This window comes from Pedobacter sp. GQ55 (assembly GCF_059758925.1).
In genome coordinates this window covers 143,862-168,686 of sequence record NZ_JCAXEI010000011.1, presented here as the reverse complement: position 1 = coordinate 168,686, position 24,825 = coordinate 143,862, and the positions used below count along the sequence as shown (strand labels likewise).

General features: G+C 39.3%; 19 protein-coding genes. 14 read left to right on the top strand and 5 right to left on the bottom strand.

What is annotated here, in order from left to right:
- The first annotated feature begins 85 nt into the window (after nt 1-85).
- Together AC6CH7_RS22735 and AC6CH7_RS22730 are read left to right on the top strand one after the other, a co-directional pair.
- Nucleotides 86-1,414, top strand: coding sequence for an ABC transporter ATP-binding protein (locus AC6CH7_RS22735; protein WP_498264882.1), 1,329 nt, complete (start codon nt 86-88; stop codon nt 1,412-1,414).
- Nucleotides 1,415-1,475: 61 nt separating this feature from the next.
- The gene (locus tag AC6CH7_RS22730; protein WP_498264881.1) at nt 1,476-2,387 is read left to right on the top strand and encodes a bestrophin family protein; all 912 of its coding nucleotides are present in this window, start codon (nt 1,476-1,478) and stop codon (nt 2,385-2,387) included.
- Here the strand turns inward: AC6CH7_RS22730 and AC6CH7_RS22725 are convergent.
- The 5 genes from AC6CH7_RS22725 to AC6CH7_RS22705 all read right to left on the bottom strand — a co-directional run bounded on the left by AC6CH7_RS22725 (nt 2,365) and on the right by AC6CH7_RS22705 (nt 5,552).
- Nucleotides 2,365-2,871, bottom strand: coding sequence for a hypothetical protein (locus AC6CH7_RS22725; RefSeq protein ID WP_498264880.1), 507 nt, complete (start codon nt 2,869-2,871; stop codon nt 2,365-2,367). The two genes, AC6CH7_RS22730 and AC6CH7_RS22725, sit on opposite strands and share 23 nt — an antisense overlap.
- Nucleotides 2,872-2,880: 9 nt before the next feature.
- A complete protein-coding gene (locus tag AC6CH7_RS22720) occupies nt 2,881-3,741 on the bottom strand; it encodes a hypothetical protein (RefSeq protein ID WP_498264879.1) in 861 nt (286 codons plus the stop codon).
- Nucleotides 3,738-4,673 (bottom strand): hypothetical protein, encoded by a 936-nt coding sequence (locus AC6CH7_RS22715; RefSeq protein WP_498264878.1) that lies wholly within the window; start codon nt 4,671-4,673, stop codon nt 3,738-3,740. The genes AC6CH7_RS22720 and AC6CH7_RS22715 overlap by 4 nt, the downstream gene beginning before the upstream one ends.
- A 79-nt stretch (nt 4,674-4,752) precedes the next feature.
- Complete coding sequence (locus AC6CH7_RS22710) at nt 4,753-5,217, bottom strand: hypothetical protein (RefSeq protein WP_498264877.1); 465 nt, start codon at nt 5,215-5,217, stop codon at nt 4,753-4,755.
- 11 nt (nt 5,218-5,228) lie between these two features.
- Nucleotides 5,229-5,552 carry a magnetosome magnetite crystal formation protein family gene (locus AC6CH7_RS22705; protein ID WP_498264876.1) on the bottom strand — a complete coding sequence of 108 codons (324 nt, stop codon included), beginning with the start codon at nt 5,550-5,552 and terminating at the stop codon, nt 5,229-5,231.
- 164 nt (nt 5,553-5,716) lie between these two features.
- Here AC6CH7_RS22705 and AC6CH7_RS22700 point away from each other — a divergent pair, with 164 nt between their 5' ends.
- The 12 genes from AC6CH7_RS22700 (at nt 5,717) to AC6CH7_RS22645 (ending at nt 24,822) form a co-directional block, all read left to right on the top strand.
- Nucleotides 5,717-7,510 carry a helix-turn-helix transcriptional regulator gene (locus tag AC6CH7_RS22700; RefSeq protein ID WP_498264875.1) on the top strand — a complete coding sequence of 598 codons (1,794 nt, stop codon included), beginning with the start codon at nt 5,717-5,719 and terminating at the stop codon, nt 7,508-7,510.
- A 149-nt stretch (nt 7,511-7,659) separates the two neighbouring features.
- On the top strand, nt 7,660-8,076 hold the full coding sequence (locus tag AC6CH7_RS22695) for a hypothetical protein (protein WP_498264874.1): 417 nt from the start codon (nt 7,660-7,662) through the stop codon (nt 8,074-8,076).
- 54 nt (nt 8,077-8,130) lie between these two features.
- Nucleotides 8,131-10,428, top strand: a complete 2,298-nt coding sequence (locus AC6CH7_RS22690; RefSeq protein WP_498264873.1) for a GH92 family glycosyl hydrolase — start codon at nt 8,131-8,133, stop codon at nt 10,426-10,428.
- A 119-nt stretch (nt 10,429-10,547) separates the two neighbouring features.
- Nucleotides 10,548-11,741 carry a PQQ-dependent sugar dehydrogenase gene (locus tag AC6CH7_RS22685; protein WP_498264872.1) on the top strand — a complete coding sequence of 398 codons (1,194 nt, stop codon included), beginning with the start codon at nt 10,548-10,550 and terminating at the stop codon, nt 11,739-11,741.
- 17 nt (nt 11,742-11,758) lie between these two features.
- Nucleotides 11,759-14,518, top strand: a complete 2,760-nt coding sequence (locus tag AC6CH7_RS22680) for a glycoside hydrolase family 2 protein (protein ID WP_498264871.1) — start codon at nt 11,759-11,761, stop codon at nt 14,516-14,518.
- Nucleotides 14,519-14,580: 62 nt separating this feature from the next.
- Nucleotides 14,581-15,603, top strand: a complete 1,023-nt coding sequence (locus AC6CH7_RS22675) for a LacI family DNA-binding transcriptional regulator (protein ID WP_498264870.1) — start codon at nt 14,581-14,583, stop codon at nt 15,601-15,603.
- A gap of 151 nt (nt 15,604-15,754) precedes the next feature.
- The gene (locus AC6CH7_RS22670; RefSeq protein ID WP_498264869.1) at nt 15,755-17,443 is read left to right on the top strand and encodes a GH39 family glycosyl hydrolase; all 1,689 of its coding nucleotides are present in this window, start codon (nt 15,755-15,757) and stop codon (nt 17,441-17,443) included.
- Nucleotides 17,444-17,610: 167 nt separating this feature from the next.
- Nucleotides 17,611-18,198: an RNA polymerase sigma-70 factor gene (locus tag AC6CH7_RS22665; RefSeq protein ID WP_498264868.1), complete on the top strand. Its 588-nt coding sequence runs from the start codon at nt 17,611-17,613 to the stop codon at nt 18,196-18,198.
- Nucleotides 18,199-18,443: 245 nt separating this feature from the next.
- Nucleotides 18,444-19,616 carry a FecR family protein gene (locus AC6CH7_RS22660; RefSeq protein ID WP_498264867.1) on the top strand — a complete coding sequence of 391 codons (1,173 nt, stop codon included), beginning with the start codon at nt 18,444-18,446 and terminating at the stop codon, nt 19,614-19,616.
- 340 nt (nt 19,617-19,956) lie between these two features.
- Nucleotides 19,957-21,081 (top strand): STN domain-containing protein, encoded by a 1,125-nt coding sequence (locus AC6CH7_RS22655; RefSeq protein ID WP_498264866.1) that lies wholly within the window; start codon nt 19,957-19,959, stop codon nt 21,079-21,081.
- Entirely contained in the window at nt 21,050-23,344 is a 2,295-nt protein-coding gene (locus AC6CH7_RS22650) for a SusC/RagA family TonB-linked outer membrane protein (protein WP_498264865.1), read from the top strand. The genes AC6CH7_RS22655 and AC6CH7_RS22650 overlap by 32 nt, the downstream gene beginning before the upstream one ends.
- Nucleotides 23,345-23,355: 11 nt before the next feature.
- Entirely contained in the window at nt 23,356-24,822 is a 1,467-nt protein-coding gene (locus AC6CH7_RS22645) for a RagB/SusD family nutrient uptake outer membrane protein (RefSeq protein ID WP_498264864.1), read from the top strand.
- Nucleotides 24,823-24,825 lie beyond the last annotated feature (3 nt).

The window sequence follows — 24,825 nt, the reverse complement described above, 5'->3', positions numbered from 1 at the left end:
AATAGGTATAGTTGTACTGTACATTATTGATGTCTAAAGCCCAATCCATCACAAAGTGTGGTTGGGTAGTTTACTTATTAATGTATTGTTTTCTTCCCTTGTAGGGGTCGGCTTTTTAATATGGTATAGCATCAACAAGAACTGGCTTTTGGTTCCTGTTTTCTTTGTAGGAATTGTGCTGCTTGGGTCGCTTACAGGATTAGTATCTAAAAGGATAAAGGGAATCCAAAGGTCTATAAACAGGCAAACTGATAGTCAGGCCGGAGTTATAACCGAAAGCTTACGCAATATTGAACTGGTTAAAAGTCTTGGGTTAACGTTTCCTGAGATCAGACGCCTTAATGAACAAACATTAAAAATATTTGAGTTAGAAATGCAAAAGGCCGGCAAGGTAAGTTTCTTGTCTTTTTTGCAAGGGAATATGTTAAACCTGCTAAAGCAATCTATACTCTTCATTCTTTTGTGGCTTATCTTTAGGAAAGTACTTACCACCGGAGAGCTTATTGCCATGCAATTCATTTCTACAGCTATATTTACGCCATTACAAGATCTTGGCAATATGATTGTGCTTTATAGAGAGGCAGATGCATCCTTAAAGAGTTTCGACAGGCTGATGAACAAACCTGTAGAGCAACGGCCTGAAAATTCAATTGAAATTGGTAAACTCGAAAACCTGCAGTTTGAAAATGTGGTATTCCGCCATAAAACAGCGGGCTATAATGCTATTGACGGTCTCTCGTTTAAGATTAAAAGAGGGGAGACCATAGCCTTTGTAGGCCCTTCAGGGTCAGGTAAATCGACCCTGGTAAAGCTACTGGTTGGATTGTATATTCCTGTGGATGGGAGTATTTGTTTTAACGATGTACCATCAACCCAGGTACAATATAATCCCCTCAGACGGCAAATAGGCTTTGTAACACAGGATACGCAGTTGTATGCAGGTTCTATTAAAGATAACCTGCTATTTGTTAACCCTACCGCTACGGATGCAGATATTAATGATGCACTGGAAAAAGCCTCCGCGTCTGGGTTGGTTGCCAGAGCCTCTCATGGTTTAAATACGATCCTGGGAGAAAGTGGTATGAAGTTGTCTGGTGGAGAAAAGCAAAGACTATCGATTGCCAGGGCGTTATTGCGCCAGCCTCAATTACTGATTTTTGATGAAGCCACTTCAGCATTAGATTCACTTACTGAGGAGGAAATTACCACAACTATTAGAGAAATATCAGATAGCAGACAACAAATGACCATATTGATTGCTCACCGTCTCTCTACCATCATGCACGCTGATGTGATATATGTTCTTGAAAAGGGAATTATTTCGGAAGCGGGTACTCATGATGAACTATTGGATCAAAGAGGACTTTATTATTCCATGTGGCGCCAACAGGTAGGCGAAAGACGGGAAAATTAATCTATGGAAAACAAAAAATATTCTAAATTAGATGAATACATAGATTTAACTAACGGATAAAATGCTGATTGAACCAAACATACGGTTAAGCCGGATTCTGAGAAATACCTGGCAGGTAGACATCATTATGATTATCTCCTGCACAGCAACCTACCTGGTAAGGACAGTTTTAATCAGGCATCATTTTGAGATTCCCTCCATTATTCCCGCTGTTTTAGGTACAGCTATTGCTTTTTTTGTTGGTTTTAACAACAATCAGGCATATGACCGCTGGTGGGAAGCCCGGAAAATATGGGGTTCCCTGGTAAACGATTCCCGATCATGGGCAAGAAGTATAATTAGCTACATTTCACAAGGTGAAGTTGATGATCAACAGTATGCCGCTCTAAAAAAAAGACTGGTATACCGGCAAATTGCATTTTTATATGCATTAAAAGCTAAACTTAGAGATGCTGTTGATGAAACCTATAGCCAGTACCTTGAACCGCATGATATGGAGGAAGTTAACTTACATAGTAATGTGGCCAATGCAATTTTGATGCAGCAATCCAGAGCGTTGCAGCAACTAGAAAAAGATGGAATGATTGATGGTTTCCGTTTAATTGAAATGAATCAGTTGCTGGTCAAATTTTCTGACCAGATGGGTATGAGTGAACGCATTAAAAACACCATATATCCAACAGCTTATATTTATTTCACCAAAGCATTTATATGGCTTTTTGTGGTGTCACTTACCCTGGTTATAAGTCCTTTTGCAGGAGTATGGTCTATATTTTTAGGGTGGTTGGTAGGTTTTGTTTATGTATCTACTCAGATCAATGGAATGAGCCTGATGAACCCTTTCGATAATAATTCTGCAGCTGTTCCATTAAATCAAATTGCGCGTACTATTGAGATCAATCTACTGGAAATGCTGGGAGAAACGAATATACCTGAACCTGTAAAGCCGATTAATAATGAGTATGTCCTTTAAGTTGCTGAATAAAACTTTCAATTGCTGATAGAATTTCTGTTTCAAATGTTTCTTGTCTTTTTCTGCTTTTCTTGTTAGTGCCAAATGGCTGGCTTATGGTGTAGCTTTTGCCGTACTTGTTTTGTTTTTTTGAAAGCGCATAATGCAATAACCCATCTTCTTCTACAGGTAATATAAATACTTCTTCGAAGGTCATGATCTGGCGGGTATACAAGCCGGGAACTTTGTGAAAAATGCGCCGGGATGTATGGTCAAATATGTAAGTCACATTAAAGTGAAACAAAAAATCGTACAACGCAGTAAATCCGCATAACAAGCCTATGGTAAATATTCCCCATTTGGTTTCATAAATCAAATGAAGCATTGGTGTTACAATAAATATTATCAAAGCAACCACGGTAAAAAGGATAACTTTCCCTTTATAATCGCGCTTGGGCTGGAAACTAAGCCGGCCACTTTCTGTTTTTAGGTTATAACCTGCCATATACTTTAATTAATCTTGTGTAAAGGTTTTTAATATTCCATTCGGATCGAAATCAATTGAATAGCGCGCTCTGGTTCCATTTATCGTATCTGGAAACCAACGTATACGCCCATCCCATACAGACAGGTATACATACGTTGTGGGCTTAGCACCTTCTACCTCTAATACCTTTTGGTTGTACGTTTCCAGTACCTTAAAAGCAGTGGAAAAGTTGATTTGGTTTAGCGATATCAACCGGCGCTCTGTATTGCCTACAGTAACCTGGACAGGCTTTGGAACCGACCAATTGCCGTTTTCGTACTCATAATCATCTACATATGCTGGGTTTTCCGGATGTTGGAGTTTTAACCTGATTCGTCCATCGCCATCAAAGTGAACAGACTGATATATCTTTATTTTTTTGCCAGCATACTGAGGCAGATTTATAAGTTCCCATTCTGCCTTTTCCAGTTCTGCTTCAGTAAAAAAAGCTTTCTTGCGATTTGTCTTAGGTTGGGGTATAGATTCGGTATTAACCTTTCGCGGCATGTTAATGCTTTTCAAAAACTCGTTTACTTTTTCCTGAATTTCTTTACTGTTGTTGCCTGTTTTGTTTTTTTGTAATGTTTCCAAATCCTTAAATAGTGTTGCCGCCTTTTCCTGCATGCCATCGGTCTTAAGGGTATCGCCGTTTACAATTACTTCAGATTTTTGTATATGTTGCGTTGTGGTTGTAGTGAAGCCTGTTGCCAACTGTTTTTGCGCCTGGCGTTTTAAGGCAGCATCACCGGGCTTAAAGGTGTCGTTTACACTTTTAGTGATTTGTTTACAGGCCGTTAGTAGTACGCAGCCAATAGCCAATGAGCTAACTATGATGTTTAAGGCTTTCATATCGTTACGCTTAACTCTTTTAAATCGCTGGCAAAGGCTACCTGTTTGGGATCTTCCTTCAGGTAAAAAATATCCACTTCTTTTTGTCGGGTGCTATCCAGATCTAACAGGTCTACTATTTTTTTTATGCTAACGCCATGACGTTGATTTTGATGGTCTGTAAATTCAAGGACAAACTCAACCATGGGCTGCTCGTTTATGTACGTTCCTGTTTGGGTGGCTTTGAGTAATCTGGCTGTTGCCGGCAGCCCTTTGTATTTTATTAAAAAATCATTTTTAGGATTTTGATTGGCAAATTTAGATATCAATCGCCCAAGGAGGTTCAAATTACCCAGTGTAAGCATTAATGCGCAGACCATGAGTGGATGATAAAAAACCATAAAACGCCAACCCATACCCTCACTTTCTGTTTGATAAGCATAGCAATAATACCCTGCTACCAATGCTGCAATAATTAGCAAGGCAATATGAAGCAATAGAAATACATTCCCTTTAAGACTTACCTGGAAGCTCGACAGAAGGATATAAGGATAGTCATTTGGATTTTGATCAATAACCAATTCCACGTTCTTGCCCGCCTCAAACCTGCGTTCGTAAGGAGTTTTATCGTTTACAGTTAATTTTTCTTCAATTTGGGCACCGACAAGGTTTTTGAATGACAGGTTAAGCTCATAAGTATTGTAGTTTACCTTTGGGTTTGACTTATCGGTACTTGTTAGGATTTTGGCCTCTCGCTTTACGCCCGTATTTTTAAGGTGTTCTATTTTTCGTTTTATAGAAAGCGTTCGCAATATCCATTTGTTATAGTAGCCTGCCAAAAGAATAATCCAAATAATGATAGATAAAACTACCAGACCCAGGGTAAGCCAAGGATTTCTTGTTGCTAAATCTGGCGGATAGCTATCACTCTTGATACCGTAGTATAAGATCATGGGAAAAGGTATCGCATAAAATAATGCGAACAGTTTCCAAAATATAAAGAAGCCCTTGCCCATAATACTTTCAGTTTTATTAACCAGGTAAGCCCATTATGGTATACAGCTCGTCATTCAATTTTTGTAATGGTTTTGCCGAAAAAAAACATTGACGCAGCAAAATGCTTTTCGTTTTCCTGTTTTTTTGCATTACCAGAATTCCCGATACACCAACTGTAATAAAAAGACTTTTAAGTTTGGAGACCAGAAAATGGTCGAAATCATCGAAACTGTAGATGGTTGGGGTACTGAAAAAGAATGCCTTGTGATGGATCTTACGGTCTACCATATCAAAGGTCATTTCTGCAGTACTTCGTAATATGCCCAATATCCCAATAGCAGCCAGAAATACAGCGATTACGGCGGCACCTTTAGTGGTTGCAAATAAGAGGTTAACTATCATTATGGCAAAAATTATAACCGCCATGGTATAAAAAAAGCCTTTTTGCACTTTTAGCTGATAAGTGCTGCCTTGTTGTTCAAAATATTTAAATGTTTGCATAATTATTCCAATTAACCAACGAAAGCAAATTTGTTTTCAAACGCTTTACCAATAAGGGGTAAAGGCTTTTGAGCCCCGTTAGCCGCATTGATAATTCCAATAATCCACAACATCAGAAAGGCAAGACCAAGTATTCCTATAAAAGATAAACCAGGTACAATCAGTGCTGCTATATTTAATACAAGGCTAAAAAAGATGTTCACAAGAGCCAAGCCTAATGCTTGTCGTAAATGATATTTAAGCAGGGCATCAGCATTGTCTTTTCCGCTGATATAAGCTACAAACCAACCAATAATGGTAATGTAGGATACGATAGATAATGTTTTGTTGTTCATTTTGATAGCATTTCGTTGTAAAATTGTTCGATGTAAAGTTGCACGCTTACTCAAGGTCTTACCAAATTCGGGCATACTACAAAACGCCTACACTTAAATAGAACAAGTGTCTACAATACGTCTACATCAAAAAATAAATAGCTGATTTATATTAATTTTACGACATGAATTATTCGAGGCCCGTATTGTTTTTAGTAGTTGCAAGTTTGTCATTTTTTACTGCAGTAGCACAAACACCTGTTCAACTTACTCATTTGGCCGAATCGTATCGTATTAATGAAAATTATAAAGCAGGGCTTGTCCAGGGGAGGCTCGCTGTAAGTACTGCCTTAAAACTGCAGGATTTTACGGCCGCAACAAAGTCCTACGTTGTTCTTGCCAACATTTACGCCAATATGCAGGAATTCCCTTCATTAAAAAAAATGAGCGATTCTGCCATGTTTGCCGCAAAGCAGGCGCACAGTTCTTTAGCCCTGGCTTATGGTTATTACGCCCAGGCTTTTTTATACAAGAGCATTGACAATGCAGAATTGTCGATGAAATATGGCCATATGGCGCTTAAGGAATTAGGAAAAACTGCTGATCATTATATTCTGGCTAAAATATATTACCTGTTATATGCTCTAAATACCCGTTGGGACAATGTGCCCAATATAAACCGTTATGCCCGGTTAGCTACAGAAAACGCCCTGCTCACCAAAGATTACAACTTACTTGGCAACTGCTATACTGCTTTATCCATATCGGCAGATTACAATTACAATGCTTCGAAAAGTATGGCACAACGAGATAGCATTCTCTACTTCTTAAAAAGAGTAGAGGAGATATACGGGCAACATCCAAAAGAAATAGCGCCAAAGACTTATGGTATTGCCTGCATTAATATTGCAGATTATTACTTGAAAAATTTTGAACAAACGGATAAAAATGCGAAAGCAAACGCTATTCAATATGCTAATAAGGCCCGGGAAGTGATGAAAGATGCGCCGAATGGTGATGAAATTATAGCCAGTGGTTTAGGTATTTTGAGTGAGTATGCCATGCGTGAAAAAAACTTTCCAATGGCCGAAAGTTATTTGATGCAGGCTTATAGCATGATGCAGGCACAAGAAATACCCTATTATTATACCCTGGTCAATGTGGTGAGCTCACTTTCCAGATTGTATGAGCAAACCGGTAACGACTCCATGGCATTAAAATTCCAGAAGAAAGTGACCGAATACAGTGCTAAACTTTTTGATCAAAAACAGGCATTAAACGCGCAGAAGCTGGAAATTCAATACGAAGCTGAAAAAAAAAACAATGAAGTGGTCCTGCTGCGGCAAAAGGAAAAATATAACCAGACACAACGGTATCTATATATTGGTATTTCTATTGTTTCTTTAATGGGCCTCATTTTTATGTTTAGGTCTTATCACTTCCGTCTGCGTTATTCTTTGCAACGCGAAAAACAATTGCATTTGGAAAAACAGGAGGCGGAACTGCAAACAAAATTGGAAAAAGAGGAACAGTTGCGGCTAAGGGCCGAGCAGCAACTGCTGGAAACCCAACAACAGCAGTTGCAAAAAGAAATGATGGCCAATGTATTGCAACTCGAACACAAAAAAGAGGTGTTCTCACAGATCAAAGAAAGGTTAAGTGATAATCATGAACTGAATATCAACAGGATATGGAACGAGGAGTTGTTGCTCGATAATGATTTTAATGAGGCAAAGCAACGTATTCAACAAGTGCACCCTGACTTTTTTAACCTTGTGAACGAAAAAGCGCAGCAAAAACTTACTCCTCTTGATCTGAAACTTTGTGCTTACCTGCATTTGCAGATGGATACAAAAAAAATAGCCAGCATCCTGCATATAGAGCCCAAAAGTGTACGCATGAGCCGCTACCGGATTAAGCAAAAATTGGGATTGGGTAGGGAAGACGATCTGAATATTTTTTTACAGAAACTGGGGTAAGCCGGGTAAATTAAATTCACATTTCCCTCCCAGTTAATTGTATTTTTTTTAGTTACTTTTAGTAGCTGTGCCAAGTATCTAATGACTGGGAACTGATTTTAACAACGGGTAACTATTCAAAACATACTGATGAAGAACTAGCTTTGTTGTTGAAACATGCTGGCCCAGAAGTTTTTAAAGAGATTTACGATCGGTATTGGGACAGGTTACTTAATTCATCTTATAAAAGAGTTAACAACACCGAAACCTGCGAAGAAATTGTACAGGATGTTTTCACCAAGCTTTGGACAAATGTATTCATCAATAAAACCACGACACTACCAGGAGGGGTTTACGATCGCCGGCCGAGCAATGTTGAGGGGTTTTTGAAAGCCAGAACATCAGCTTTTTATCTCGATAATGCAAGTCAGATTACCTTAAGAAACTGCGCGGTAACCTGGGGTAAAAACAGGCCTGACTATTTTGCGCATGTATTAGAAAGTAACGACGTTGTTGATTTAAAAACGATTAACCTGGAAGGGGAATCTGCTTTTCCTGCTAAAATTGAACCAATCATGAAACAATGAAAAATATAATCAAATCGTTTTTTTATTAGCTTTAAAAACAATACGTAGTTTATTATGAGAAGCGTCCCCTTTATTTTTCGTTGTGGTTTGGCTAGTTTGCTGCTTTTTAGCCCCGGTTTATCTTTAAAAGCGCAGGATGTAGTCCAATATGTACAACCTCTTGCCGGTACTGCGGCAAGTACTACAAGTGCGGCCTTAAAGCATGGGAACGGAACAGAGTTAAATGCCAATACCATTCCTGCCGTGGGGTTACCTTTTGGTATGACCCAGTTCAGTCCCGAAACACGAAAATCAGAAACTAAATGCCTTCCACCTTATTTTTATAAGGATAGTGTGCTCACCGGTATTAGGGCTACGCATTGGCTTAGCGGTTCCTGTACGCAGGATTATGGCAGCTTTACTATTATGCCGATGATGGGGAATTTAAAGACCAAACCAGAAGAATATGGCGCAGCATTTTCTCATGAACAGGAAATCACCAGCCCAAATTACTATAGAGTTACTTTACCTGCATCTCAACTGGATGTGGAGCTTACCGCAACGCTTCGCTCGTCGATGATGCAGTTTACAGCGCATCGTGCAGATAGCTTATACTTGTTGATTATGCCTAACAGTGATCAGGGAAAAGGATTTGTTAAGATCGATAAAGAAAATGGTATAGTGTGGGGTTATAACCCTGTTCACCGCATTTATCAGGGCTGGGGGGAACCTGCAGGATTTAATGGTTTCTTCTATCTGAAAGTGGAAAAGGCAATAGCCAGCCATGGAACGTTCAGTTCCAAAGGTGTCTTTACTACAGATTCTATTGGTCAACAAAAGGATATTGGCGCCTATCTGGGATTTAAAGTAAATAAAGGAGAGATACTAAGGGTTCGGATAGGCACTTCTTTCAGTAGCCTGGAAGGAGCCCGTAAAAACCTGGAGCAAGAGATCACCAGCTGGGACTTTTCGGGCCTCACCGCAAAAAACAAACAAGTTTGGCAACAGGCGCTGAGCCAGGTAAAAGTAGAAACATCGGTGGTTAAAGATAAGCGCATATTTTATACTGCATTTTACCATAGCATGCAGCACCCACGCTTATTTAATGATGTGGATGGTACTTATCCCAGGTTTTCGGGAACCAATCAATTGGAAAAACTTTCAAAAGGCAATTATTATGATGATTTTTCCATGTGGGATATTTACCGGGCACAGTTACCTTTATTTGAGTTGCTGAAACCAGAATTGATTAATGATGCGGTTCAATCTATGATCCTTAAAGGGAGTCAGGGAGGCTGGCTGCCTATTTTTCCTTGCTGGAATAGTTATACGGCAGCAATGATTGGCGATCATGGAACAGCTTTTATTGCTTCTGCTTACACAAAGGGAATCCGTAACTATGATGTGAATGAGGCCTATCGATTGATGCGACAAAATGCATTTGACAGTCCATCAAAACCAGACTATGTAAACGGGAAAGGGAGAAGAGCATTGGATACTTATTTGAAATATGGCTACATCCCGATGGAGGATAGTGTGCCTGAGGCTTTTCATAAAAAGGAACAGGTTAGCAGAACTTTGGAGTATGCCTATGACGATTATGCTTTGGCTATGGTGGCAAAGGGCTTAAATAAAACTGCTGATTATACCACCTTGATGAGCAGGAGTAAAAATTATCGCAATGTTTTTGATGCAAAGGTGAATATGATGCGGGGCAGGTATATCAATAAAAGCTGGTATGAGCCTTTTAAAGGAAATGCTAAAGAGCCTTACATTACAGAGGGTACACCGCAACAGTATACTTTTTACGTGCCACATGATGTACAAGGACTGGCCGGATTGATGGGAGGCAGAACCAAGCTGGAACAATCATTAGATACACTTTTTAATGGTGGAGAGTACTGGCATGGAAATGAACCCGGGCACCAGATTCCTTTTTTATATAATTACACCGGTTCCCCATGGAAAACACAGCTTAGGGTAAAAGAAATTCTGGCCAATGAGTATAGTGATGGACCGGGAGGTCTAAGCGGTAATGACGATGCCGGGCAAATGTCTGCCTGGTATGTGTTTGCTGCTCTTGGATTCTACCCGGTAGATCCCGTTTCGAATAACTATTTGCTTACCACTCCTTTATTTGACCGCATTACGATAAGTCTCCCTAATGCAAAAAAACTAACCATTGTAACACACAAACAATCTAAAAACTCAGGTTATATTTCGGCGGTAAAGTGGGATAAGAAAGTTTATACTAAAAATTACCTCAGTCATCAAAGATTAAAGCAGGGAGGGCTTATTGAAGTTACGTTGACCGATAAGCCGAATAAAAGATGGGCTACAGGTTTGGTCGACCAAGCCTTGGTAGAGAAATAAATAATTTGAATGATTTCGGCAACGATTGCGTAAATTTTTATTGCTTAAATTAAGTGAAAAGGGCATTAAACTTCTTAATATCGTATTGAAATTATGCCCTTTTAACCAAGTACACTCCAATGAAAATAATATTAAATAAGATCCTTTTGCCTATTCTTTTTGTTTTAGTAAGTTCTGTTGCTTCATTTGGACAGAAAGCCGTTAAAACTGATAATGTCAAATTAAAACTAATTACAGACGGGCTTTCACATCCTACAGCAATGGCTGTTACTAAAAAAGAACCGAATTTGCTTTTTGTTTGTGAGCAGGAGGGTCGTATACGTATTATAGAGAATGGGAAGTTAATTCAAACTCCTTTTCTTGACATCTCAAAGGAAGTGATAAAAACTGAAGGATATGATGAACGTGGATTACTTGGCCTGGCATTTCATCCTAACTATGCCACTAATGGTAAATTCTATATATACTGTAGTGCTCCTTCAGAAAAAGGTAAAGGAACAGATCACCAATCGGAGGTAAGGGAATATATGGTATCTAAAAATAATAACAAGATTGCCGATAAGACGAAAATGCGAAAGGTACTGGTTGTTGATCAGCCACAATCCAATCATAATGGGGGTTGTTTGCAGTTTGGAGCAGATGGATTTCTTTATATCTCTCTTGGTGATGGTGGTGGCCAGAACGACATGCATGGTGAACATGGGAATGCACAGAATTTAACCAATCTGCTTGGAAAAATTAGCCGGATTGATGTAAATAAGATCCCATACGGGATTCCTGCCAATAATCCATTTGTAAATACGGCTAATGTACGCCCTGAAATTTATGCTTATGGATTTAGAAACCCATGGCGCTTCAGCTTTGACCGTAAAACCAATGAGCTTTTTGCAGGTGAGGTGGGTCAGGATAAGTATGAGGAAGTAGATCTGGTTACAAAAGGGGGCAACTACGGTTGGCGTGCTTTTGAAGGCGTTCATTCTTACAGACCAGCAGATCCACAACCTAAAGAACATATCTTGCCAATTGCTGAATATCCTCACACCGAAGGTATAAGTATTACAGGTGGATATGTTTACCGTGGCAAAGCAATTCCATCCTTAAATGGCAAATATGTTTTTGGCGATTTCATGGGGCCGATCTGGAACCTTTCCAAAGGTTCAAACAACAAATGGGTAAGAACAAAAATGTCAATTTCAAGAGATCCCGGATACTGGCATATCTACAGTTTTGGCGAGGATCTTAAAGGTGACATATATATGCTTACCGTTTTGCTGGAAAGCGGAAAAGGAGTATTGTATAAAATGGTTCCATAATCTTTCAATTTGACATCATGAAGCGAATAATTTTCTGTGCCTTGTGCCTTGTTGGTCTATTCCCTGTTGGAGCTTTTGCGCAACAAACCAAGCTTGTTTATTTATCAGGAACTGACAAAGACCACACTGTTAAGTGGGAGTTCTTTTGTACCAAGGGAATAAATAGTGGTAAATGGACTGAAATACCTGTTCCATCTCAATGGGAATTACAGGGATTTGGTGGTTATAATTATGGCCATGACAAGAAAAAATCGGATGAGCAGGGGTTGTACCGCCATCATTTTAAAGCAGATAAATCCTGGACTGATAAAGAGATTCAGCTTGTTTTTGAAGGGGTGATGACCGACGCTGAAGTCAAAATTAACGGTCAGCTGGCCGGAGCCATACACCAGGGTAGTTTTTACCGTTTCAATTACGCTGTAAATAAGTTTTTGAAATTTGATGCTGATAATGTGATGGAAGTAACGGTAAGTAAACAAAGTGCTGATTCTACAGTAAATGATGCCGAAAGAGAAGGTGATTTCTGGGTATTTGGTGGCATTTTTCGTCCTGTTTATCTTAAGGTAATGCCTAAAACATTTATTAACCGCGTTGCAATTGATGCAAAAGCTGATGGAAATTTTGGAATAGATGTTTTTACCGGCAATATAAAGTCAGGAGATAAAATATCAGTGCAATTGAAAACATTAAAAGGAGCTTCATTCGGAGCTCCGTTAACTTATAGTGTATCTAATCCTGCTGATTCTATAAGGCTTGCCGGTAAGTTTACGAATCCGAGCCTCTGGAATCCTGAATTCCCAAATCTTTATACTGCTGATGTGAGCATAGTAAGAAATGGGAATATCGTACATGTATTAAATCAACGCTTTGGATTCAGAACCATAGAGGTGAGAAAGTCGGACGGGATTTACGTAAACGGCACTAAGATTTTAATAAAAGGGGTAGATCGTCACAGTTTCTGGCCGGAAAGTGGCAGAACACTAAGTAGAAAGATTCATCTTCAGGACATTATGCTCATGAAAGATATGAATATGAACGGTGTCCGTATGTCTCATTATCCGCCTGATGCCGAATTCTTAGACCTTTGTGATTCTATAGGGTTATTTGTAGTTGATGAGCTAACCGGCTGGCAACAACGCTATGGTACTCCGGTTGGGCGAAAGCTGGTTAAAGAATTGATTGTTCGTGATGTGAACCATCCAAGTATTGTATTTTGGGCCAATGGAAACGAAGGAGGATTTAATTTCGATTTGGATAACGATTATGCATTTTATGATCCACAAAAACGGGTAGTGATTCATCCCTGGAGTAATTTTAATAATATAGACACTAAGCACTACCCTGAATACAGTTACATCGAAAAAGCCGCTAAAAAACAAGATATACTGCTTCATACTGAAATGATCCATGGTCTTTATGACGGAGGACATGGCGCAAGTCTGGACGATAACTGGAAACTCATTCGCCAAAATCCGAGGCATGCAGGAGGCTTTCTGTGGGCACTAACCGATGAAGGAGTGGTTAGAAAAGATAAAAAAGACAGTCTGGATACCGATGGAAACCATGGGGCGGATGGTATTGTTGGTCCTCATCGCGAAAAAGAGGGGAGTTTCTATACGATCAAAGAGGTTTGGAGCCCCGTACAGCCAAAAAAACCGGATTTTACTTCACAAAACATAGTTATTGAGCTCGAAAATAACTACTTGTATACCAATCTTTCTGATTGTAAGTTTAGCTGGCAATTGGTTAAATATCCTTTGGCAACAGCTAAAAAAAGTGGATTTTCCCAAATTTCTTCAGGTAAATTATCAGTCGCCTTGGCACCAGGGAAAACAGATAGTTTCAAACTAAACCTTTCTTCTCACTGGAAAGATGCAGATGCATTGCGGTTTACCGCTACAAACAGTCAGGGACGAGAAATTTATACCTGGACCTGGCCTATTAAAACTACTGCTCAAATTGCACAGAAGAATTTGATTTCTATAACCAAACAAAAAAGTAAAATTACCGATTCAGAAAAAGAGAATGCATATGTTGTGGTACAAAATGGTGTAACTTATACTTTTGATACGCAGACGGGTTATTTAAAAATGGTTGAAAATAGTAAAGGGACAGTTTCTTTTGGTAATGGCCCTATGCTGGCAGGTGTAGATCAGACACTTCAGAGCTTTAAACATACGAAAACTGCAAATGGGGGAATCGTGGTAGAAAGTTCTTACGCAGGTGAATCAACGCTGAATGCCAAATGGTTGTTTGCAACAGGAAAACCCGTAAGCCTGGAATACGATTATACGCAAACAGGAACCGCAAATTTTTATGGGATCACATTTAACATCGATGAATCTAAAATAAAAGGAATGCGCTGGTTGGGCGATGGACCTTACAGAACCTGGAAAAACAGATTAAAAGGAGTGAGCACTAGCGTTTGGGAAAAGAGTTACAATAATACCATAACTGGTGAAACTTTTGTTTACCCGGAATTTAAAGGCTATCATGCTAATCTGTATTGGGCGGAAATACAAGCGGGGAATTCTTCATTTAAGGTGTATACTGATAAATCAGACTTGTTTCTGCAGATGCTGAAACCCGATAAGCCACGTACATCGTTCATACCTCATGTAAACCCTCCGTTTCCAGAAGGAAACTTAGGATTTTTAAATGCAATAGCTCCTATTGGGAATAAATTTAAGCAGGCGGACTCAATGGGACCTCAAAGTCAAAAAAACATAGCGACGGGTTCAAAGGTAACGGGAAAGCTTTGGTTTGACTTCAATTAGGGGTGTTTAGGTAAGTGTAGGAGTTTTTTAGTACATTGATCATGTTTTAGCTTACGTGCTTTATGTATAAACCCATTACTTTAAAAGATATCGCAATAGCACTGGATCTTTCACCATCAACGGTTTCCCGTGCGCTAAGGGACACCTATGACATTAGTAAAAAGACCAAAAAGCTGGTAAACGACTATGCCACGCTTGTAAATTATCAATCCAACCCAATGGCGGCTGGACTCAGGAGTAAAAAAAGTAAATCTATTGGCATAGTTGTTCCTGATTTAGCAAATAGTTTCTTTTCCCAGGCAATATCAGGAATTGAATCAATAGCAGAAAAAGAGGGTTATCATACCATAATCTCACAAACAAAAGATTCGTATCATAAGGAAATTGAAGTGATTAACCATATGGCTAACCGCTATGTTGATGGCCTGATCATTACCATGTCTTCCGAAACAACTGAATATACACATCTACAGCAAATGCATAAAAGTGGTTTGCCTATTGTTTTCTTCGACAGGATTGTAGATGAAATAAATACCTATAAAGTAATTTGCAATAATTTTGAAAGCTCCTATAAGGCCACTACGCAACTAATAGAAAATGGTAAAAGAAAAATCGCTTTTTTAGCTAATGCACCACAATTGTCAATTACTAAAGAGCGGATAGGGGGATATAAAGCCGCAATGACAGATCAGCTTATTTCATGTCGTGCTGAGATGATTAAGTTCTGTCCCTCAGGAGGCAGCAATTATGAAGAAGTAGAATTGGCAATAAAACAATTGATGGCATTAGAGGAACGCCCCGATGCAGTGTTTGTGGCCGGAGACAGGCTGAGTATGGCTTGCCTAAGAGTTGTTAAAAATCTAAAGATTAAAAGCCATCAACTGTCAATCATAGGCTTTTCGAATGTAGATATCATAGATTTGCTTCAAACGCCAATTTCTCATATCAGACAACGAGCCTTTGAAATGGGGCAAATATCTATGACCATGCTTTTAAAAATAATTGAGGCTAAATATCCAATTACTGACTTTGATACCAAAATAATTGATGCTGACATATTTTGGGCTGAGGATCTAAGCGTATAAATAATAAACACCGATCAAAAATGATGTCTAATAAAGCTTCCATCACAGATAAGAAATATCTGGTTAACCTTTTTTTTGTCACTTCTCTTTTTATGTTGTGGGGCGATGTCATTGATTGCTTAAAAGGATAATATCGTATAAACAAATGAACATGCTATTAAAAAAATGCATTAAACTCTTTATCGTAGCACTAGGCATAAACAGTCTTGTGTACGCTCAAACGAACAAAAATGAACCAGTAAAGATTGCTGTTGATTTTTCGGCATCAATAGAACCAATGAAACCATTGTGGGCCTGGTTTGGATATGATGAACCAAATTATACCTATATGAAGGATGGTAAGAAGTTGCTAACCGAAATTGCAGCAACAAGTCCGGTACCGGTGTTCGTTAGGGCGCATAGTTTATTGGTAACCGGTGACGGTGTTGCGGCTTTAAAATGGGGCTCAACCAATGCCTATACCGAAGATGCTACTGGAAATCCGATTTATAACTGGTCTATTATCGACAGCATTTTTGATACCTATATAAAAAGAGGTATGAAGCCTTTGGCACAGATTGGCTTTATGCCTGAAGCACTGTCGAGCAAGCCTGTTCCTTATAAACATAACTGGAAACCAGGTGATAAATACAGCGATATTTTTACCGGTTGGGCATATCCTCCTAAGGATTATAATAAATGGGCAGAGCTTATTTATCAATGGGTAAAGCATAGTGTTGAGCGTTACGGAAAAGAAGAAGTAGAAAGCTGGTACTGGGAACTTTGGAACGAACCAGATTCGCAATATTGGAGAGGAACACAGCAAGAATTTTTTAAGTTATATGATTATTCTGCCGATGCAGTTAAAAGGGCTTTACCAACAGCAAAAATAGGGGGGACTGATATTACCGGGGGAGCAATGAAATTTCAGGATGCTTTTATAAAACACTGTTTGTTCGAGACCAATTATGCAACCGGAAAAACCGGGTCGCCGCTTGATATTCTCTTATTTCATGCCAAAGGATCACCAAAATTAGAAAATGGAAGGGTAGTTATGGGAATCCGTAGTCAGCTTCGAAACATTAAAGATAATCTAAAGGTTATTGCGGCGTATCCACAGTTAAAGGATCTTCCAATAGTGATTGGAGAGTCGGATCCGGAAGGATGTGCTGCTTGCGGTATGGCTACAGATCCTCAAAATGCCTATCGTAACGGAACGATGTATTCCAGTTATACTGCTGCATCATTTGCTCGTAAATATGAACTGGCTCACCTACTAAAATCTAACCTGATTGGAGCGGTTACCTGGGCTTTTGAATTTGAAAACCAACCATGGTTCTATGGTTTCAGAGACCTGGCAACTAATGGAGTTGATAAACCGGTATTGAATGTATTCAGGATGTTTGGAATGATGGGAGGGAATTTGGTGAAGGTTGACGCAAACAGGATGTATGCTTTAGATAGTATTTTAGCCTCTGGTATTCGTGGCGCCCACACCGATATTGGTGCATTGGCATCAAAAAATACTAAATCTGCTGCAGTTATGGTTTGGAACTATCACGATGCTGATGAAAAGGGGAGCGCTGAAAAAGTTAGTATTCAGCTTAATGGATTGCCTTCGAAAACAATTGAACTTAAACATTATCGTATTGATGATCAGCACAGCAATTCGTATGAAGTCTGGAAAAAAATGGGTTCTCCTGTAAGTCCGACAGCTGTGCAAATCAAGCAACTTGAAAAAGCGGGTCAACTATCGATGCTCGAAAAACCTTCGATACTTAAAACTAGAAATGGAACTGCTAATTTAGAAATCCTGCTGCCAAGACAAGGTGTTTCCCTGCTGCATTTGTCTTTTAAGTAATTAAACCAAATTTTTATGGTAAAATAGTTGAATAAAATGCCAATATGAGCGTAAGCAGGGAAGCAGTAATGTATTACATTTGATCTGGATACTAATCAAATATAATACATTACTTGTTTCAATAACTGTGTCGGGTATGGGCGTAAAGTCCAATTGTACTTTAACCAATGTTATCATATAACCAATTAAACGATGAGGAGTTGGCTGATCTCTTGAAGAAAGGGGATCATTTAGCGTATACTGCCATCTTTGATCGTTTTTATGGTTTATTATTTGTCCATTCCTGTAAGCTTCTGAAGGACCAGGATGAAGCAAAGGACGTGGTTCAGGAACTATTTGAAATATTATGGACGCGTCGCAAAACCATTTCATTCGATCACAGTCTGTCCTCTTATTTATACTCGTCCATCAGGAATCGTATTATAAACCGTATTTCACATAATGAGGTAGAAAATAAATACATCAGTTCACTGCGTAGCTTTATAGATCGCGATACTTACTTTGCAGATCATAGAATAAGAGAGATTGAAATGAGAAAGATGATTGAACGGGAAATTTCGGCCTTACCATCTAAAATGAGAGAAGTGTTTGAATTGAGCAGGAGAGATTACCTTTCTTATAAACAGATTGCTGTTAGGCTTCAGATATCTGAACAGACCGTGCGCATGCATGTGAAAAAGGCTTTACGGATACTTAGACCCAAGTTTGATTTGTTTGTTATCGCTTTTTATAGTTTGATTTTGTACTTCATATAGCGTTTGAATACCAATGCCAGACTGTTCAAAGCTGCCGTCATTTCGACGATAGGAGAACCTCTTGGTTATGCAAAGCTTCGCAGTTAGTCCGTGGCCGAGACATTTCTTTACATTCCAGAGGACGACCAGTGCAATAGTATGATGTTGTTCCCTTATCTTTTTTTTATTTTTTTAAAAAATAAGTACCCCATACCCCCCACCTTTCCTGTCATAATAGCATAAAGTATAAATACCAAATATATTGTATGCATAGGGATCCCGGAGAACTGTTAGAAAAATACAAGGCCGGCAGTTGCTCTGAAGAAGAAAAAGCAATTGTTGAAAGCTGGTATCTGGAGTTATATTCTGGAAAGGAGACTCCTTCGCATGGAATTATTAGCAATACTAAAGACCAGGTATGGGCGGCATTGTCGGCCCAGAGGGATAAGGAATCTCAACCTGTTAAAATAAGTGTGCTCTTACGTAAAGCCGCCAGTTGGGCAGCTATAATTAGTATCATCGGTTTCATTGGAATTGTTTATTTAAATAAGCTGGGGAAACGATCTTCAATCGCCAGGGTCTCAAAAAAACAAGATATCCCTCCGGGAGGCAATAAAGCATTTTTAACACTTGCTGATGGTAAAAGGATTTCGTTAACCGATGCCGCCAATGGTGAGCTAGTTAAACAACAGGGCCTGGTAATTAATAAAACGGCAGATGGTCAGCTGGTTTACTCAGTAGCAGATTCCGATAACAAGGACAAAAATGGAGCTCAGTTATTCAATACTATAGAAACCCCCAATGGAGGAAAGTATCAGATTAATCTGCCTGATGGTACCGGAGTTTGGTTAAATGCCGCTTCATTATTGCGTTATCCAACTAAATTTAGTGGAAGTACAAGAGTTGTAGAATTAACAGGAGAGGGCTATTTTGAAGTAGCTAAATTGCCTGGTAAAATTCCATTTATTGTTAAAAGCGAAGGACAGGAAGTAGAGGTTCTGGGAACGCATTTTAATATCAACAGCTATAAAGACGAAGGCCCAATAAAGACTACCCTTTTAGAAGGTAGTGTTCGCGTAATCCGCTCAAAATCTAATGTTAATGCGCCAGATAACAACGTATTGTTAAAACCAGGTGAGCAGAGCGAATTGGGTGATCAGAAGATAAATGTAAAAGAAGTGAATACTGAAAGTACTCTAGCCTGGAAAGACGGAGATTTTGTATTCGATGGTGATGATCTGAAAAGTATTATGAGAAAAGTAGCCAGATGGTACGATGTAGAAGTGATCTATAAAGGCGAGTTTGAGGATGTGAAATTTGGTGGCTTGATTTCCCGTTCAAAAAATATATCATCAGTATTAAGGATCATGGAGTCGACCGGCAAAATACATTTTGAGATTGATGGCAACCGGATTACTGTACTGCGTAATAAAAAATAAACAAGCAAATATTTATAACTAACCAAAAAAATAAACAGCATGAGAAGAAGAATGACCACACAACTTATACCCTAATTTGAGGTAATAAAGCCCGGAACCAGTATTATTCTGTAACAACCAGGCTGAGCCAAAAAAACCGGAAGTGCTTCGAACCACTCCCGGTCAAAAATGGCTGGGATTACCCTCCAATAGTTATTTTTTCGTTAAACCCCAACTAAACAAATGTATGAACTTTTACAAACAATCTGTATGTAAGCCGCGGAGCTTTGTACCTAAAATTCTGCTAATTATGAATTCTGCTTTGCGCAGATTTAAAGAGACAGATCATAGTAAACTAATTATGAGAGTTAAGATTACTACAATTTTACTAGTCACCCTCTTTTTGCAGATTGCCCAGGCAAGTAAGGCCCAACGTATCACCTTTTCAAAAAAGAATGCGAGTCTTCAGCAGTTGTTTAAAGAAATCCGTAAACAAAGTGGATACGATTTCTTTTACAATCTGGAAGATATAAAGAAGGCGAAAAGAGTAGATATTTCGGTTAACAATGAAACGCTTGAAGAAGTATTAAAACGCTGTTTTGATGGGCAACCCTTTACTTATATGTTTAAGGACAAAACGGTGATCATTAAAGATAATGTGGCCAATGTTATATCATCCAAAAGTACTTCTCTTCAAAAATTAGAACTTAAAGGAAAGGTTACCGACGAAAAAGGTGGGCCATTGCCTGGTGTTAATATAAAACTTAAAGGAAGCAATACGGGCACCATGACAGATAGTGATGGTAATTATGGGCTGACCTTACCTGATGGAACGGGAACACTTGTGTTTAGCTTTATTGGCTTTGCACAACAGGAAATTCCTGTAAATAACCGAACCTCTATTAATGTGGTGTTAAAAGAAGAAAGCAGTGCGCTCTCTGAGATCGTGGTGGTAGGTTATGGTACACAAAAGAAAGTGAACCTTACTGGAGCGGTAAGCAATGTTTCGGGTACGGAGTTAACCACCAGACAGGCGCCAAACACTACCTCATTATTACAAGGCAGGATGCCGGGTGTACAGGTAACCCAGAATTCTGGCCAACCGGGAGCAGAGAGTGCAACTATACAAATTCGTGGTCAGGGTACTTTTAGTGGTGCAGGGAACGACCCGCTTATCCTGATAGATGGTGTAGAGGGGAATTTAAATAATGTAAACCCAAATCAGATAGAAAGTATCTCTGTATTAAAGGATGCTGCCTCGGCAGCAATTTATGGCTCCAGAGCGGCAAATGGGGTAGTTTTGGTAACTACCAAATCTGGTAAAGCAGGAAGATTAAATGTTGACTATAGCTATAATTATGGCAGTCAGCGTGCTACTTCTATCTATGATAGGATTACCAACTCTGTTGAGTTTATGGAATTGCTTAATAAAGCAATTGCACATACCGGTACCAGTGCCAACCAAATCTATACGCGACCAGATTGAGCAATACCGCCAGGGTGCCATTACAAATCCTGCACAATACCCAAGTTACGACTGGATGGATGCGATTTTCCGTACAGCTCCAATGCAACAGCATTATGTGAGTGTTAATGGGGGTAAAGAAGGAACAACATATAACTTTGGGGCTGGCTATCTTGATCAGGATGGTATCCTTATTGCAACCGGTTATAAAAGATATGATGCCCAGTTTAACTTTAAAACAAGTCTGAACAATAAAGTTACTTTTGGAACCAACATCGCTTTTTCTAAAGGGGACCGGAATGAGACTGCACTGAATAATAATTTTGATGGAAATTCGACGGAAGATCAGATTTTAAGTGCTTTAGCAGCTCACCCTACATTTACGCCAAAGCTCCCGGATGGAAGTGGAAGATATGCTGCTAAAGCCTTTATCCAGGAAGGTGGAAACAAGAATCCGGTGGCTACAGCAGAAAATGGAGGACGGTATATAAAGAACTATTATACATTGGCATCTGCATTTCTTGATGTAGATATTCTTCCTGGATTAAAAGGAGAGATTAAAGGTGCAGTAAAATATAATGACAGGCAAAGTAAGGTACATGTTGTTGGTATACCAGGGTATATGTTCCTGCCTGATGCAAGCGGAGAATACCTTTACAATACGCAATGGAACGGAACGGTAGGCGAAAATAACCTGACTGTTCGTAATGAAAAGGATGTGCAGTATACCGTATTCGGGACATTAAATTATACCAAAACTTTTAATGAAGTACATAACTTCTCTGCGTTATTGGGTGGAAGCCAGGAAACTTTTCGCTATGACCGCTTACAAGGCTTTAAAAGAAATGCCCCTTCTGATGATTTGATCGAACTTGGGTCTTATTCTCCGGGAGGGCAACTGGCCGATGGTTATGCATATCAATGGGCACTGCAGTCGCTATTTGGAAGGATTAATTACAACTATAAAGAGAAATATTTGTTGGAAGGAAACTTCCGTTACGATGGTTCTTCACGTTTTCCGAAAGGAAACAAATGGGGATTTTTTCCATCTGCTTCTGCCGGATGGAGAATTTCGCAGGAAGACTTCATGAAATCTATTGATTGGGTAGATAACCTTAAAGCCCGGGTATCATGGGGACAAGTTGGGAACCAAAATGTTAACCGTAACCTGGGAGGAGAATCAATGCCTTATCCGTATCAAGATGTGCTAAACCCTGTTTTATACAATATAGGAGGTTCTTTACAGCAAGGCGTCACCCGAACCGACCTGATTAATAGAAATATTACCTGGGAAACAACTACGGTAACCGATATAGGTCTTGATTTCAGTTTGTTTAAATCATCATTATTTGGAAGTGTAGACTGGTATTCTAAAAACACAACGGATATTTTGAGGCCGCTTCAGGTTCCTGATTTTATAGGCGTTGCCGGTCCAACAGTAAATCTTGGCGAAATGAATAACACTGGTTTCGAAGTCTCGCTAGGATATGAAAACAAGATCAACGACTTTCATTACAAAGTGCAGGGAAACTTTGAAAGTTACAAAAATAAGGTAGTGAAATATGGTGCGCGTGAGATTAATGGTGGCAATGGAACGATCAATCAGGAAGGACTACCTTATAATTCGTATTTTATGTACGTGTTTGATGGTATCTATCAAAATCAGGCTGAAATTGACAATGGACCCACTCCACTTGTTAAACCTAAACCAGGCGACATGAAATACAAAGATGTAAGTGGGCCAAATGGTGTTCCTGATGGGAAGATTACTACAGATGACCGAATGGTGGTTGGTGGTGCTTTTCCTAAATTTAATTACGGATTAAGCTTTAACGCCGATTATAAAAACTTTGATCTGAGTTTCTTCTTCCAGGGAGTTCAGGGCCGTAAGATCTATGTTAAAGAATGGGGGATTGCGCCATTCAGACAAGCGGGCCCGCCACCTACGTTCTGGAGAAATGCCTGGGATGGAGAAGGTACATCAAATACCATCCCTCATATTTTTAACGAAAATTATACGCCTAATACCCAGGTTTCGGACTGGTGGTTGCAGGATGCTTCTTATTTGAGGCTGAAGAATTTTCAGCTGGGTTACAGCTTCCCGGCTAAGTTGATTAACAGGGCTAAAATTCAGGCACTAAGATTATATGTGTCTGGAGACAACCTGCTAACATTTAGCGACTTTTTTAAAGGAAGCGATCCTGAACGGGCAGCGGCCAGTGGCCGTGCAGCAATATACCCTCAGGCTAAAATTTATTCATTCGGTGTGAAAGTAACACTATAATCGTTGATGTTATGAAAACTATATATAAAAAAACAATGCTTCTGATGATGTTGAGCACAATGGTGTTTTCATGTAAGAAGACTTTAGATACAGAACCGCTTTCTAATCCCAATTCTGAAAATTTTTGGAAAACAGAAGGAGAGGCCAATAAGGCACTTATAGCTTGCTATTATAAGCTTAAAGAACCAATTATTTCCAATGGAGCAGGGCAAAGCGGTAATTCCCTTTACTGGGAAGCACTGTCTGACAATGCTTCCAACACCTCTAATTATGAAGCATTTGATATTGTAATGAGGGGAGAGCATAATTCTGCTACAACCGGTATTGTGAGTAAATCCTTTACTTTTGGTTTTCAGGGAATTGCTTATTGTAATTATTTTCTGGACAATATAGACCGTGTTACTGTAATTGCGGATGATGTCCGTAACAAGATGAAAGGGGAGGCCTTGTTTCTAAGGGCTTTTTACTATAATGATCTTACCCAGCTTTATGGAGATTTGCCACTTATTTTGAAACCAGCAACATTAGATGGTGATTTTATGAAAACGCCGAGATCTGCTAAGGCAGAAGTAGTTGCCCAGATCCTCAAAGATCTTGATTTGGCCATTTCTTACTTGCCAGCTACCGCATTTAGTGATGGCCGTGCGGTGAAAGGTTCTGCAATAGCCCTTAAAACCAGGGTGCTGTTAAATAATCAACGATATAGTGAGGCAGCCGATGCAGCCTGGACATTAATTGGTGATGCTGGCAATCCATTTCGACTTTCTGATAATTACGCAGGTATATTTTTTGGGAATCAAATCAATAACAAAGAGATCATGTTCTCTGTACAATTTAAAGCCCCAGATGATTATCACTCTTTGGATCAGGTTATTGGCGGGCGTATGTCCGTATTTCCTACTGTAGAACTGAAGGATGCTTATGAACCAAATGATCCACGCAGAAAGATGACCATTTTTGAAGCCGGGGATTCGTGGGCGTACAATCCGGGAGGTTTTAAACAAGCGGGAAGTACTGCTGAAGGACAAATTCCTTATACTACTATGGCCTTTAAAAAATGGGTAAATCCTGCCATAAATAATGCATCTGGTGCTACATTGAGTGATCAGCATATGGTTAAAATTCGCTATGCCGATCTGTTGCTGATGTATGCTGAGGCCATGTTCGAAAATGGACAAGGTGCTGATCCACGTGCTTTAAAAGCATTGAATGATGTAAGGGCCAGACCTGGAGTTAATATGCCGGAAAAGCTTGTGTTGACCCGTGAAATCATTAGAAATGAGCGAAGAGTAGAGCTGGCTTTTGAGGGTTTACGATACAATGACCTGATCAGATGGAAAATAGCAGATCAGGTTATCCCTCTGGTGGCTTATGATGCCAAGGGAACAAAGAGAAAGTTTAAGTCTTACCTTTTTCCAATCCCATTGGGTCAAATGGATATTATGAAAGGCGTGTGGACACAGAATCCCAATTTTTAGGTA

Excerpts from the sequence above, each read along its gene's own strand:
- AC6CH7_RS22730 (WP_498264881.1), top strand. The coding sequence starts at position 1,476 with ATGCTGATTGAACCAAACATACGGTTAAGCCGGATTCTGAGAAATACC.
- AC6CH7_RS22660 (WP_498264867.1), top strand. The coding sequence starts at position 18,444 with ATGCATAGGGATCCCGGAGAACTGTTAGAAAAATACAAGGCCGGCAGT.
- AC6CH7_RS22655 (WP_498264866.1), top strand. The coding sequence starts at position 19,957 with ATGAGAGTTAAGATTACTACAATTTTACTAGTCACCCTCTTTTTGCAG.
- AC6CH7_RS22720 (WP_498264879.1), bottom strand. The coding sequence starts at position 3,741 with ATGAAAGCCTTAAACATCATAGTTAGCTCATTGGCTATTGGCTGCGTA.
- AC6CH7_RS22705 (WP_498264876.1), bottom strand. The coding sequence starts at position 5,552 with ATGAACAACAAAACATTATCTATCGTATCCTACATTACCATTATTGGT.
- AC6CH7_RS22685 (WP_498264872.1), top strand. The coding sequence starts at position 10,548 with ATGAAAATAATATTAAATAAGATCCTTTTGCCTATTCTTTTTGTTTTA.
- AC6CH7_RS22680 (WP_498264871.1), top strand. The coding sequence starts at position 11,759 with ATGAAGCGAATAATTTTCTGTGCCTTGTGCCTTGTTGGTCTATTCCCT.
- AC6CH7_RS22645 (WP_498264864.1), top strand. The coding sequence starts at position 23,356 with ATGAAAACTATATATAAAAAAACAATGCTTCTGATGATGTTGAGCACA.
- AC6CH7_RS22725 (WP_498264880.1), bottom strand. The coding sequence starts at position 2,871 with ATGGCAGGTTATAACCTAAAAACAGAAAGTGGCCGGCTTAGTTTCCAG.
- AC6CH7_RS22715 (WP_498264878.1), bottom strand. The coding sequence starts at position 4,673 with ATGATCTTATACTACGGTATCAAGAGTGATAGCTATCCGCCAGATTTA.
- AC6CH7_RS22710 (WP_498264877.1), bottom strand. The coding sequence starts at position 5,217 with ATGCAAACATTTAAATATTTTGAACAACAAGGCAGCACTTATCAGCTA.
- AC6CH7_RS22675 (WP_498264870.1), top strand. The coding sequence starts at position 14,581 with ATGTATAAACCCATTACTTTAAAAGATATCGCAATAGCACTGGATCTT.
- AC6CH7_RS22690 (WP_498264873.1), top strand. The coding sequence starts at position 8,131 with ATGAGAAGCGTCCCCTTTATTTTTCGTTGTGGTTTGGCTAGTTTGCTG.
- AC6CH7_RS22670 (WP_498264869.1), top strand. The coding sequence starts at position 15,755 with ATGCTATTAAAAAAATGCATTAAACTCTTTATCGTAGCACTAGGCATA.
- AC6CH7_RS22665 (WP_498264868.1), top strand. The coding sequence starts at position 17,611 with ATGTTATCATATAACCAATTAAACGATGAGGAGTTGGCTGATCTCTTG.
- AC6CH7_RS22700 (WP_498264875.1), top strand. The coding sequence starts at position 5,717 with ATGAATTATTCGAGGCCCGTATTGTTTTTAGTAGTTGCAAGTTTGTCA.